We start from the raw sequence: 12,630 nt of genomic DNA on the forward strand, positions 1-12,630 counted from the left end.
GATTTTTTACTTAAAGTGCAAAGTTAAGTTTATTATAATTGATGTTCAATCTTTTTCTTTGATTAAGACCGAAACTAAAAATAATCCAAGTAAGATATTCGATAGAAGTATGGTTTTATTAGGATGAAATTACTTAATTGCTAAAGGTTAAGTTTAAAAATAATCCTATTTTTGAGTTTTACTTTTTGATGCGATCAGCCTCAAAGCAAGACAAAACCAAGCAAAAAAGTGATAAAGACTGTTTTAGTAAAATTGCTCTTGATTTTTTTAATTGTAACTGAAGGGATTTCTCAGGACATTTCTATTGATTCTTTATTTCAATATTATCAGTATGAAATTAAGAAAGAAAATTCAATAGGACTTAGCGAAGATTTCTTAACAAAGGAAATTAATAAAATCCAAAATCAGAAAATCACCTCTTTTTCAAAATTCACAAATCATCTGGAACTAATTGCTCTTGTAGAAAGCAATCAACAAAACGAATGGGGTATTAAACTCATTTCAAAGTTAATTCCATTAACTAAGTCCACAGATGAATTTCAAGCCTTCCTGTATTTTAAACTGGGACAATTTTATTACAGAGAAAAAAGGCTCGTTGAATCATTGGAATGTTATTTAAAAAGCTCCACTATACTTGAGAAACTTAATGCACACTCTTTTCTTGCAGGGGTTTACAATAGAATCGGGAGAATTAACATGAATGGATGGAATAATGAGATTAGCATTGAATATGCCAATAAAGGCCTAGAAACCATTGAGAAGGTAAATATTTACAATCAATCAGATTCTTTTAATCTATTGGGGTTATATGAAATAAAAGGCATTGCATTCAGAAGGATTCACCAATTTGAAGATGCATTGGAAAACATTGAGCGTGCAGTAGAATTATCAACTGCTTTGAATGATTCTGTTCGTTTAGCACTAAACAATGGAAACAAAGCTACTATTTATTATGAAAAAGGGGATTATGAGCAAGCCATACCTCTTTTGGAAAAAGATTTTGAAACTAGCATAAGTGCAGGTGTTTACAATAGCGGTATGAATGCTTTAATTTATTTATGCTGGATTTATCTTAATATGGAAAAGCAAGATTCGGTAGTTAAAAAATTTGAAATAATGCAGGATATTGCTAATCAATATCCTATTACAAATCCAAAATCAAAGGCAGAATATTTGAAAGTGGGAGCTAAAGTGGCGGAAATAACAGGAGATACTGCAAAAGCCAATCAATATTTGAGAGAATACATAGTTCAGGATAAAATAAGGGACTCCATTAACATGAGCAATGATGTGGCTAGTCTGCATGAAAGACATTTGATGGAACAGGAAATTAGTAAATTAGAGTTACTCCAAAATACAAATCAGCTTCAAGCCTCCCATCTAAAATTAAGAACAGCCCTTTTAGTAATTATCGCTTTCACTTTACTAGTAGTCCTTTGGTATGCGTTCACCCTAAGAAATAAAAACAGGAAAATCGACAGGTTAAATGAGATGCTGGAGGCGAAGGTCTCTGAAAGAACCGCTCGATTGCTTGAAATTAATAAAGAATTAGATACTTACTTATACAGGGCCTCTCATGATATAAGAAGACCGATTCGAACACTTTTAGGTTTGAATAACATTGCGCAAATTAATGAGGATCCTAAACACATGAAAGAGCTATTTGGCAAAGTACATGCTACAGCCATGAGTATGGACAAAATGCTATTTAAACTGCAGATGGCTTATGAACTCAATAACTCTCATGAAATTGAAAAAGTTGAAATTGAAGAGCTGCTAAATGAATGTATTGAGGACATGTCGATGGAAATTGAACAGCATAACACAAACATCGATATCAATATTAACGAAAATGCCACATCTGTTCATGCAAACAAATCACTTCTGAGGATAGCGATCGATAATATCATTGAAAATGCTTTACTCTACCAAAATGAAGAGCGAAATGAAATAGAAATATTTACTGATGTGGGAAATTATTATTTTTATATCCATGTGAAAGATAATGGTGATGGTATTCCTGAAAAATATTTTGAAGATTTATTTAAGCCTTATTTTAAAATCAGTAATAAGACGCAAGGCTCTGGATTAGGCTTATTTCTTGCGCATAGGGCTGTGTCATTTTTGGCTGGTGAAATTTCTGTGAAATCTACCGTAAACGAAGGTTCACAATTTACCTTGAAAATCCCGGTCAATCCCAAATAGGAAATTTCTCCAAATGCACTTCCTCATGAAAGAAAATCTTGGCAGAAGCCTCAAAGGATGCCGTAATATCAGAAACCAAGAACCTATCCTTCCTTTCTTTTTTTGCTGAAAGCAAATCATTCTCTTTCAAAAACTGCTCTAATCTTTTGACTACTATGCTAGCAGAATCTAATATATCTACTTTTCCATTGTAAAATTGATCAATTTCATTTTTGATTAAAGGATAATGTGTACAGCCTAAAATTAAAGCTTCAATACCCATTAAATCTTCATGATGAAGGTAGGCTTCAATAATGTCATGACTGATTCTGTTTTCAAAAAAACCTTCTTCTATCATGGGTACTAATAGCGGAGTAGCCAAACTTTTTAGTTCAATATGCGGATTAAGCTGCTTTAATTTGGATTCATAAGCATTGGAATTTACCGTTTGTTTAGTACCGATTAATCCCACTTTTTGATTATTGTAATTCTTTGCTACATGTTCAACCACAGGATCAATCACATTAAATACTTTAGCCTTGGAACCCACATATTCCCTTACCAATTCAAAAGCAGCGGAAGAGGCTGAATTACAGGCTATCAATATTAATTTACATCCTTGTTGCAACAAAACATCCGTTACCTTAATGCTGTAAGCCTGAATAGCGGCCGCAGATTTATCGCCATAAGGCAAATGGGCTATATCACCAAAATAAACCATGCTTTCATCAGGCATGATTTCCTTTACCTTATGTGCCACTGTAAGTCCGCCAATGCCAGAATCAAAAATACCTATGGGAGCCGAATTATCTTTAATCATAATGCAAAGATGGAAAGATGTTGATATATTTTAGAGAATCAGGAGTAAAATTCTACATATCCACATTTAATTGCCTGCCAGCTGATTTGATCTCCTTATCCTTTTGAGCACCAATGGCCACACCAATAGCTAGACCTACGCCTATCCCTGATCCCATGAAAGCCATATTATCCAATGCCATACCAAATATGGCTCCAAATGGAATTCCAAAAACTGCCATTCCGATAGCCATCCATTTGAAAGTATAATGGTTTTTAGCTAGCAAACCCAAATCTTTTTCTGCAATCTTTAATATTTCTTTATAAGATTTTGCTAATTGAGCAGTCAATAAAGCTTTGGTTTCCGACTGATTGACTTTTTCAATTTCCTCATTAATTGAATTTTCTACTGTTTCTGGAATTGATTTTTGGGCCAAACTATCTATTAAGATTTGAAATCTTTTAATTTGCTTTTCCAAGCGCTTTGTTCGTGTTCCCTGATAGCTTGAATTGAATTTAGTTTGTGGCATTTTATCTATTTATTTGCTCTAAACTATTTAATTCATGCCCAATTAAAAAATAAAATAGGAGGCAAAAGCAATAGCATTGCCAATATTGAAAAAATTATTATGATGGGAAGGGCCCATTTCAGCCATTTTTCATAAGGGATTTTAGCGATGGAAAGTACTCCCATGGTTACGCCTGAAGTAGGAATAATCAAATTCGAAATACCGTCCCCAAACTGAAAAGCCAAAACAGCTGTTTGCCTGCCAATTCCTAAAATATCGCTCAATGGAGCCATAATGGGCATTGTGAGTGCTGCTTGTCCGCTACCAGAAGGTAGAAAGAAGTTCAATGCGCTTTGAACAAAAAACATGACTTGAATAGAAGCATAATCTGGAATTCCTTCCGACAAGGAAGCTAAACTATGCAATATGGTATCAATAATATTTCCATCAGTTGCCAAAATCAAAATCCCTTTTGAAAGGGCTACTACCAGTGCCGCTGGCATTAAATCTCTGGCTCCTTCCATGATTGCATCTATCGTTTTTTGCATACCTAGTTTGCCAATAAACGCAGCTAGAATACCCAAGCCAACAAAAAGTGCGGCAATCTCATTGATATACCAGCCCCAACTATTTACGCCATATATCAGCATTAGAAGTGCAAGTGCAAATGCCATAAGAATCAGTTTTTGTCTTCCATTAAAATCCGCCTTTTCCGATGGTGTTGTGAATTTAATATTGGTCAAATAATGCTTTCGCTTTCCTTTGTCTAATAAATAGCAATACCGAAGAATGAAAACATTCACTGCTAGCGTAAAGATCAACCAAACCACTAATCGGTACTCCATCCCACTAAATGGTGCCAATTCAGCTATACCTTGTGCCACTCCAATCGTAAATGGATTGGCAAAAGCACCGGCAAAGCCTGCTCCTGCACCCAAAAAAGGAATAGCAACGCCTACCAATACATCATAGTTTAATGCCCTGGCTAACGGAATGGTAATCAAAACGAATACTAAAACCTCCTCACTCATCCCAAATGTAGCGCCCGATAAAGAAAATAAAGTGATGATAATGGGCAGTATCCATTTTTTACTTGTTGGATACTTCAGGCTGTATTGCACTACGTATTGAAGGGCGGCATCTATAGCTCCTGTTTTATTAATGATGGCAAAAGCGCCACCAACTAAAAGTATGAAAGCAATAATTTGAGCGGCAGACTGGAAACCTTCTATGGGTGCTTTTAATAAATCAAATAAACCTTGTGGGTTTTGTTCTGAGTAGGAAAAAGTATCTGGATCGATTACTTCCCTGCCGTTGACTACAACCCTTTCATAATTGCCAGCCGGAATTATCCAAGTAAGTAAAGTGAAAACTATTAAAATGAAAAAGATAATAACGAGCGTATCTGGAAGCTTCTTAATCATTGCGGAAGTTTGAATTTTTCATTGGGAAGGTAAATGTTTAATTCAATATTTTTAGCACCTAATAAACCGTTTTGACTTTTTGATTCTTGATTTTTATTTCGAAAACTGACGACTTGCCATTCACCAATCACAGTAGCGGAATCATTATGTATATATAAAGCAGTTGATTCATCAATTCCAAACCCTATATGTTCTGGGTTTTCCAAAACTGCTGTTAAAAGCCTATTATAGCGACTTCTATAAATAAAATGCTGGTCAATAATGATGTTATCAGGAAGCAAACCTAAACCTTCATCAAAAATAATATTGTCTTTTTCTATGGTTCGGAAAGTGGGATGATATTCGGGATGTTTCTTTTCATCTCCCGTGATCATTTTCTTGCTCATTACCGCTGCACCCGCACTTGTTCCTGCAATGACAGCTCCCTTCTCATAAGCATTGTAAATGGCCTTACGCTCTTGCGCACTCAAAACTTCCATGAGCCGTCTTTGATCTCCCCCAGCCATGTAAATCAGAGCTGCATTTTCAATGGAATCCAAGAGTTGAGTTCCTCCTTTTGTGTAGTCTTTTAAATCCGATAAACCTTTTTCCGAAAACTGTTTATTGGCATAATAATAGGCTGAATCATCAGCAGAAGCCATTGGAAGCACATAGCCGTAACCATTTTTCAAATCTGATAATTTGATCAGTTGGTCGATCATTTCAGAAGGGCGAGAACCTCCACCAATGATGAACAACCCTCCTTTAGGGGATTCTTCAACAGCTATTTCATTTTGTTGTCCAGTCTGACAAGAGATACTGAAAAAGGTGATAATGATAAACAGCAACCGTTTCATTTATAAGGAGATTTACTTTAAAATAAATAGTCTTAGTGAGTAAAAGTAATAAATTTAAAAATACTAAACAGAAACAAAGCAAGGTCAAACTGTGCAGAAAAAAAATAAGCCGGAGACACTACCCTCCGACTCATAACCTAAATACAGAATTAAAAACTCAAAGCAATCCCACGAGGAGATCCTTCTGCTACTAACACTGTTTCCACACCTGAACCATCTAAATTGGCTGATTTAATTCTACCTGCAGAACGATCCGTCCAGTAAATTTTATTCTCAGCAGTATTAATACCAATTCCATAAGTTCTGCTACCATTTGCACCGATTGGTTCTATTGTAGCAACAGTTACTATATCAGAATTGTCATTCAAATTGACACTTTTAATCCTGTTATCTTCTGGATCATCATAAACTGCTTGGTCTCCGAAATATAGCCTTTCATTGACGGGATCTACAGCCATTCCATAGCCCCAACTACCGGCTACGAAAACTTCTAAGCCTGAACCATTGGTATTAGCCACGTAAATATTTTCACCCACAGGAGGAACATTTACATCAGAAACATAAATCTTACCATTATGGACAGCAATGCCTTCAGGTAAATCTAAGCCTTCAATCACAGTCTCCACACTGCCTGATCCATCGAGATTTCCTCTTTGCACCACCCCATCAGTCCGATTTGTCCAGTAAACTTTTCCTGATTCTGAATCTACGGTAACACTGCCAATTCCAGTTAAGCCATCAAAAAGCACTTCAGGATTACTTCCGTTCAGGTTTATACTATTTAAGGTTAGATTATCATCATCAGCATAATAAAGTTTCCCTCCTGCTCTGTCAATGGCCAATCCATTTCCAAATCCGTTAACACCAGCATTCACATTCTGCTGACCTACGCCAATTAATTGAAGCATATCAGTATCCATGTAAAAGAGCGTAAAGTCAATATCAACAGCTTGAAGTAAGGCTAACTCTTGTGAAGATTCCTTAATCTCGCCACTTGCAGATGTCAATACCACTAATTTTACTTCATACTCACCAAATTCCTCATACGTATGAGTGGGTGATTCTTCCGAAGAATTAGTGCCATCGCCAAATGACCAAGTATAAGTTGCTGAACCTGCATTTTCAGGAACAATAGATTCATTATTAAACTGAACAGATCTTTCGTCTTCATCCAAAACCTCTAATGAGAATTTTGAAACTGTGCTTGCAGGGGGCACCGGAAACTCATCATCTATGGATGCACAAGCCCCCAGCAAAACAGTAAAAAGAATTATTAAAATATATCGCATAGAAATTAATTTTTAATTAGTGGATACTACCACTAAGCCTCTATTGGTTCTTACCTCATCTGCCGAAACTAAAGTCTCCACTTCCGAACCATCTCTGTTCGCTCTTTTCACACTACCATCTCTGGTTGACCAATAAATTTTAGAAGTGACATAATCAATTCCAATTCCATAAGTGTAATCATCTGTAGCTACTACTTCACTAATATCAGATCCGTCAAAGGCAGAAGAAAGCAAATTATTAGTATCTGCATCATCAAAAATCAAAACATCGTTTTCGGTATCTACAATAACAGAATATCCAAAACCTGCATCTCCATAATCCAATAATCTTTCCACACTTGAACCATCGGCAGAAGCTTTCCATAATGTTTCAGCATCAAAATCAACGCAGGTGAAGAATAATTCTCCATTATGGAATGTTAAACCTTCAGGTAGAAAAGCAACAGGTTGAAATTCTGCATCGGCTATTGCATTGGCTAAATCAGTTGAATCATATAAAACTGTTTTTTCTCCAGTTGATAGGTCAAATGATAAAATCTCATCAGCCCCTCTATCTGCCACAAATAATTGAGTAGCATCATCATTAACCGCTAAACCTCTTGGCCCAGCAATATCTTCTGCCACAATTTCTTGCTCACTTCCATCAGGATTCACTCTTACTACCTGCCCGTTATCATCATCACTATAGTAAATTTTACCATTATTCTCATCGTAAAAAACTTGAATGGTATAACCTGTAGTCTCAAAAGCAGTTTCAACAGTAGTTTCCAATCCTAAACCTGAAATTTTTTGCATAGTGAACACATCTCCCGTATTGTCTGCAAAATAGACCTCAACAGGATCAGCTTGTGGTTCAGGTTCTGCAACTGTCACGGTTTCCTCCACGGTTACATTTCCCCCCTCGCCAGAAGCCACCAAGGTGACCGTAAATTCACCAGCCGACTCATAAGTATGAACCGTATTTTCACCAGTAGCTGTACCTCCATCACCAAATGACCAGCTGAATGAATTTGCATTTTCTGAAGTACTTGTGAAAGAAATCTCTTGTCCTACTTCCGGGGCATCGGGACTAAAAGTAAAGCTTGCGGTTGGTTCAGGCGTTGGATCTTCTTCATCGCCATCATCACAAGCTGTGAAAAACAAAATACTTAGCCCTAAGAACAAGGCCCATAATTTCGAATAGTTCAATAAATTTTTCATAATTATTTAGTTTAAGGATTTTTAAAAATTGATTTAGTAATCTTCATTCTGAACCATGTCAGGATGTTTATTGGTATCTATTTCAGATTGGGGAATAGGGAATAAAAGTTTATTGGGATTACTGATTTCCAAAACAGCTTGAGCTTGATTGGTTCTAACCAAATCATGCCATCTATGACCTTCAAATGCCAATTCCTTTCTTCTTTCCAAGGCGATGGCATCTCTTAATGATTCTTGGTTAGTTGCTACAAGATTGGTGATTTCATCTAAGCCTGCCCTATCCCTGACTTCGTTTAAAAAATCAAATGCTTCGGAATTTGCATCATATGCTTGCTCATTAATGGCTTCAGAAGCAATTAAATACATTTCTGATAATCGGCTTACAATGAGGTTATCGACATCATTTTGTAACCCAGCGTATTTATTGCAGAAAAAATCACCAGCTGCATCTCCTACAGAGACTGAGGCTCTCAAATCTTGATTATCATAAAGATTGTAAACCTCTTCAGTAGCGGCTGCTTCATATCTTCCAGAGGCCAAAAGCCATCTCGCAATGGTATTGACATCATCATCATTTAAGAAATCGATCTGAAATATAATTTCATTACTGCTATTGGCCTCATCAAAAATGGAAGCATAATCTTCGACTAGCTCATAGCCGAAATCATTGATGACACTTTTTGCATAAGTCTCGGCTTCAGTCCAATTTTCTTGGTAAAGGTGAAGTCTTGCCAGAAGCGCTTTTACGGTAGGTTCATCAATTCTAACACTATTACCTCTTCCAGCTCCTTCCAATAAGTCCTCAGATATTTCTAAGTCATTTTGTATGAATAGATAAGTATCCAACTCAGATGCCCTTCCTATAAAAACATCTTCTTCCGAAGCACCAGATATAGCCGACTCTCTTAGCGGAACCCCGCCAAACATTCGGACCAAATTAAAATAGCAAATAGCTCGGATAGTCCGCATTTCAGCTTCTGCCCTATTGACTTCAGCATCTGAAATACCCTCTACATTACCAATATTATCCAAAATATTATTGGCTCTGTTGATTACATCATAATGTGCATTCCATACAGCTTCCACATAAATATTGGTACTAAATGGATCGTTATCATTAATTGTGATATAATCAATTTTTGAGCCCACTGCTTCTAAATTATCTGCAGCTAAATCGGACATCACCAAATAATCCAGTACTATGGCTCCACTCTGCATTCCGTCATATACCCCGTTTATGGCGGCATCCAACCCTCTTTTATCAGATATGGCGTTTTCTGCCAAAACTCGGTCGTATGGTGGTTCTACATCTAGAATCTCACATGAAAAGAGTGATATGATGAATGCGTATATAATTATGTTCTTTAAGTTTTTCATCTTCATATAATTTTAAAATGAAATATTTATACCTGCAGTGTACATTCTTGGAACTGGGAATGTGAAAAAGTCCGTGCCTTTACGAGTTGCATCAGACCCAGAGTAATTAACATCAGGGTCCATACCTGAGTAAGATGTCAGCGTCAATAAATTCTGAGCGCTTGCATATACCCTAACTTTGGTCAGCTTATATTTTGAAATTAGATCTATTGGAAGGTTGTATCCCAATGTGATATTTCTTAATCTAAAAAAGGAGCCATCTTCAATGTAATGAGAAGTAATCTCGTTATTAAATCTGCCATTTATTTTAGGTACATTGGTGATATCACCCGGGGCTCTCCACCTTCTCATTATTCTAGTGGTTTGATTATCATTGCTTCCCAATGTCATATTTTCTGTGTACTGACGAGTACCGTTAAATATATCATTACCGTAGCTAAATTGACTTACAACAGATAAATCGAAATTTTTGTAATTCAAGTTCGTACTAATACCTCCGATAAAATCAGGGTTTGGATCACCTACTATTTGTCGATCTGCATCGGTAATATTTCCATCACTGTTAACATCTTCCATTACCAATTCTCCTGTTGACGGATCGACCCCCAATGATTTAAACATATAAAAAACCCCTAATGGCTGACCTTCAATTATGGCATTATTTCCCCTTCCTATATTGGTGATGGGCTGTCCGTTATAAAGTGAAAGAATTTTATTTCTATTGAGAGACAGGTTTCCATTCAGCGACCATTGAAAATCATCATTTGAAACAAGGTTTGCATTCATTGCAAATTCCAAACCTTTGTTTTCCATTTCCCCTATGTTTTCATCATATCCCCCATATCCAGAAGAGCCTGGTAAAGGACGGAACTGCAAGAGATCGGTGGTAATGTTATAATAAGCATCAGTAGTGAAATTAATTTTTCCACCTAGGAAAGCCATGTCAAGACCAGCATTATAATTAGTAGTTACTTCCCATTTCAAGTTAGGATTAGGAATTTGAGAAGGTATGATTCCCGGATTGCCATTGTAATTATTTCCTGAACCATACAATGCCAAGAATCTTCCTCTCCCAATTTTATCATTGCCTAATTTTCCGTAACCTAATCTCAACTTAAAGTCACTGAAAATGCTTTGAGTTTGCATAAAACCTTCTTCTATCATTCTCCAGCCCAGAGAAACACCAGGTAGTAATTGATAGCGATTGGCATGCGCAATATTTGAACTTCCATCCGCCCTTAGGTTTAGGGTTAGGATATATTTATCCTCAAAGGCATACATAAATCGGCCGAAATAGGAATTAATGGCATATTCACTTCCACTAGCATCTGCTGTTTCAATATTTCCTGCTGAAGAGAGATATCTTAAATCGTTGGATGGGAAATTATTGGCGCGCATAAAATCAAATCGATCATTAATTAATTCAAAACTTGAGCCTACTAAGGCTGTGATATCATGTTGATCGTTTATATATTTATTATACTCAAGCGTAGAGTTTTGAATGAGTTTAGTGACTCTTGAATTAGCATTGATTCCAATTCCACCACTTTGTGCACCTCTTCTTGTGGTAGTGGGCTCATATCTTCTTTCCATTAAATGGGAATAATCAACCCCCCACTGATTTCTAAATTTCAGATTATCGGTGATCCTATAATCCCATCCAATGTTGAAAAGGGTTCTAAATGATTCCGCTACATTATCTGTTTCTGTTCCATTGGCAACCGGATTGTCCCAGAAACCTTGCTCCACATAATTATTATTTTCATCATAAATAGGATGAACAGGGGGCTTGGAAATAGCATTAGGCAAAACCCCATTGATAGTTTGATCTCCTGGAACCCTATTATTTTCTGAAAAGCTTATATTAAGCTTGGTATCAATATTCAATTTATCATTTACCTTATGGTCCAAATTTAATCTACCGCTATATCTTCTGTAATCAGTCCCTATAACAATACCTTCCTGATCAAACAAAGATGCAGAAGCATAGAATTTGGTTTTGTCATCACCCCCTGATGCACTTATTTGGTGATTTTGGATGGGAGCAGTTCTTAAAACCGCATCCTGCCAATCCGTATTAATTGAATTATCATTCAATTGTTCTTCTGAATAAGGAGGGGCTGCACCTTCATCAGCAGTAATATCATTTACATATCGCTTGAATTGTCCGGCATCCAATAGGTCCAATCTTTTATAAATCTCTTGCGTGCCATAATATGATTCCAAATTGAATTTGGTTTTACCACTTTCACCTGATTTAGTGGTAATTAACACTACTCCATTTGCGCCCCTAGCACCGTAAATTGCAGAGGCGGAAGCATCCTTTAAAACAGAAATCGATTCAATATCATTTGGGTTCAAATCAGATATTGCACTGATGCCCTGTCCTTCATATCCTATTTGTCCAAAATTACCAGATGAAATAGGTACACCGTCCACAACATAAAGTGGTTGGGTCCCACCCGATATACTATTTTGGCCTCGCACTTGAATGGAGAGTGCAGCGCCCGGTGTTCCAGAATTCTGATTGATCTGAACACCTGCAACCTTCCCTTGTAAGGCAGAACTTAAATCTGGGTTAACAGTATTGGAAAGCTCTTTTGATTCTGTTTGCGCAACAGATCCTGTTAACAGTTTTCTATCAACTGATCCATAGCCCACCACCACGACTTCAGATAGTTGAGAAACATCCGAACCCAACACAATATCAATGGTACTCCTTCCATTTACCGCTACTTCTTGGGTTTTCATGCCAATAAAAGAGAAAATCAAAGTGGCATTTTTATCTACTTCAAGCTGATAGCTACCCTCTACATTTGTGGTGGTGCCAGTTCCGCTGCCTTTTATCATGACATTTACACCAGGTAGCGGTAAATCATCTTCATCGGATGTTACAGTACCTTTTACAAGAATTGATTGCGCATTAATATTAAATACAAACGTACACGTAGCCAGAAAAACTACGAGTGCTTTAGTAAAAGTTCTCATAAGAAAAACATTAAATAATGATATA

9 protein-coding genes are annotated in these 12,630 nt (G+C 36.6%); 1 reads left to right on the forward strand and 8 read right to left on the reverse strand.

Going from position 1 to position 12,630, the window contains the following annotated elements; all coding sequences use genetic code 11:
- Positions 1 to 228: 228 nt before the first annotated feature.
- Positions 229 to 2,205 carry an ATP-binding protein gene (locus tag ACFE0M_RS03095; RefSeq protein WP_434544274.1) on the forward strand — a complete coding sequence of 659 codons (1,977 nt, stop codon included), beginning with the start codon at positions 229 to 231 and terminating at the stop codon, positions 2,203 to 2,205.
- Here the strand turns inward: ACFE0M_RS03095 and murI are convergent.
- The 8 genes from murI to ACFE0M_RS03135 all read right to left on the reverse strand — a co-directional run bounded on the left by murI (position 2,192) and on the right by ACFE0M_RS03135 (position 12,605).
- Positions 2,192 to 3,004, reverse strand: coding sequence for a glutamate racemase (murI, locus tag ACFE0M_RS03100; protein WP_434544275.1), 813 nt, complete (start codon positions 3,002 to 3,004; stop codon positions 2,192 to 2,194). The genes ACFE0M_RS03095 and murI overlap by 14 nt on opposite strands.
- Positions 3,005 to 3,056: 52 nt before the next feature.
- Positions 3,057 to 3,512, reverse strand: a complete 456-nt coding sequence (locus ACFE0M_RS03105) for a hypothetical protein (RefSeq protein ID WP_434544276.1) — start codon at positions 3,510 to 3,512, stop codon at positions 3,057 to 3,059.
- Between the two features lie 32 nt (positions 3,513 to 3,544).
- Positions 3,545 to 4,915: a YfcC family protein gene (locus tag ACFE0M_RS03110; protein ID WP_434544277.1), complete on the reverse strand. Its 1,371-nt coding sequence runs from the start codon at positions 4,913 to 4,915 to the stop codon at positions 3,545 to 3,547.
- Positions 4,912 to 5,751 carry a cyanophycinase gene (locus ACFE0M_RS03115; RefSeq protein WP_434544278.1) on the reverse strand — a complete coding sequence of 280 codons (840 nt, stop codon included), beginning with the start codon at positions 5,749 to 5,751 and terminating at the stop codon, positions 4,912 to 4,914. Before ACFE0M_RS03115 ends, ACFE0M_RS03110 begins: the two co-directional genes overlap by 4 nt.
- 149 nt (positions 5,752 to 5,900) lie before the next feature.
- Entirely contained in the window at positions 5,901 to 7,040 is a 1,140-nt protein-coding gene (locus ACFE0M_RS03120) for a PKD domain-containing protein (protein ID WP_434544279.1), read from the reverse strand.
- Positions 7,041 to 7,052: 12 nt separating this feature from the next.
- Complete coding sequence (locus ACFE0M_RS03125; RefSeq protein WP_434544280.1) at positions 7,053 to 8,240, reverse strand: PKD domain-containing protein; 1,188 nt, start codon at positions 8,238 to 8,240, stop codon at positions 7,053 to 7,055.
- A gap of 33 nt (positions 8,241 to 8,273) precedes the next feature.
- Positions 8,274 to 9,617: a RagB/SusD family nutrient uptake outer membrane protein gene (locus ACFE0M_RS03130; protein ID WP_434544281.1), complete on the reverse strand. Its 1,344-nt coding sequence runs from the start codon at positions 9,615 to 9,617 to the stop codon at positions 8,274 to 8,276.
- Between the two features lie 12 nt (positions 9,618 to 9,629).
- On the reverse strand, positions 9,630 to 12,605 hold the full coding sequence (locus ACFE0M_RS03135) for a SusC/RagA family TonB-linked outer membrane protein (protein WP_434544282.1): 2,976 nt from the start codon (positions 12,603 to 12,605) through the stop codon (positions 9,630 to 9,632).
- Positions 12,606 to 12,630: the final 25 nt, after the last annotated feature.

This window comes from Marivirga sp. (assembly GCF_051117495.1).
Taxonomy (GTDB): domain Bacteria; phylum Bacteroidota; class Bacteroidia; order Cytophagales; family Cyclobacteriaceae; genus Marivirga.

What these genes read in the sequence shown, in the direction of transcription:
- murI (WP_434544275.1), bottom strand. Translation starts at nt 3,004, where the DNA reads ATGATTAAAGATAATTCGGCTCCCATAGGTATTTTTGATTCTGGCATT.
- ACFE0M_RS03105 (WP_434544276.1), bottom strand. Translation starts at nt 3,512, where the DNA reads ATGCCACAAACTAAATTCAATTCAAGCTATCAGGGAACACGAACAAAG.
- ACFE0M_RS03110 (WP_434544277.1), bottom strand. Translation starts at nt 4,915, where the DNA reads ATGATTAAGAAGCTTCCAGATACGCTCGTTATTATCTTTTTCATTTTA.
- ACFE0M_RS03115 (WP_434544278.1), bottom strand. Translation starts at nt 5,751, where the DNA reads ATGAAACGGTTGCTGTTTATCATTATCACCTTTTTCAGTATCTCTTGT.
- ACFE0M_RS03120 (WP_434544279.1), bottom strand. Translation starts at nt 7,040, where the DNA reads ATGCGATATATTTTAATAATTCTTTTTACTGTTTTGCTGGGGGCTTGT.
- ACFE0M_RS03125 (WP_434544280.1), bottom strand. Translation starts at nt 8,240, where the DNA reads ATGAAAAATTTATTGAACTATTCGAAATTATGGGCCTTGTTCTTAGGG.
- ACFE0M_RS03130 (WP_434544281.1), bottom strand. Translation starts at nt 9,617, where the DNA reads ATGAAAAACTTAAAGAACATAATTATATACGCATTCATCATATCACTC.
- ACFE0M_RS03135 (WP_434544282.1), bottom strand. Translation starts at nt 12,605, where the DNA reads ATGAGAACTTTTACTAAAGCACTCGTAGTTTTTCTGGCTACGTGTACG.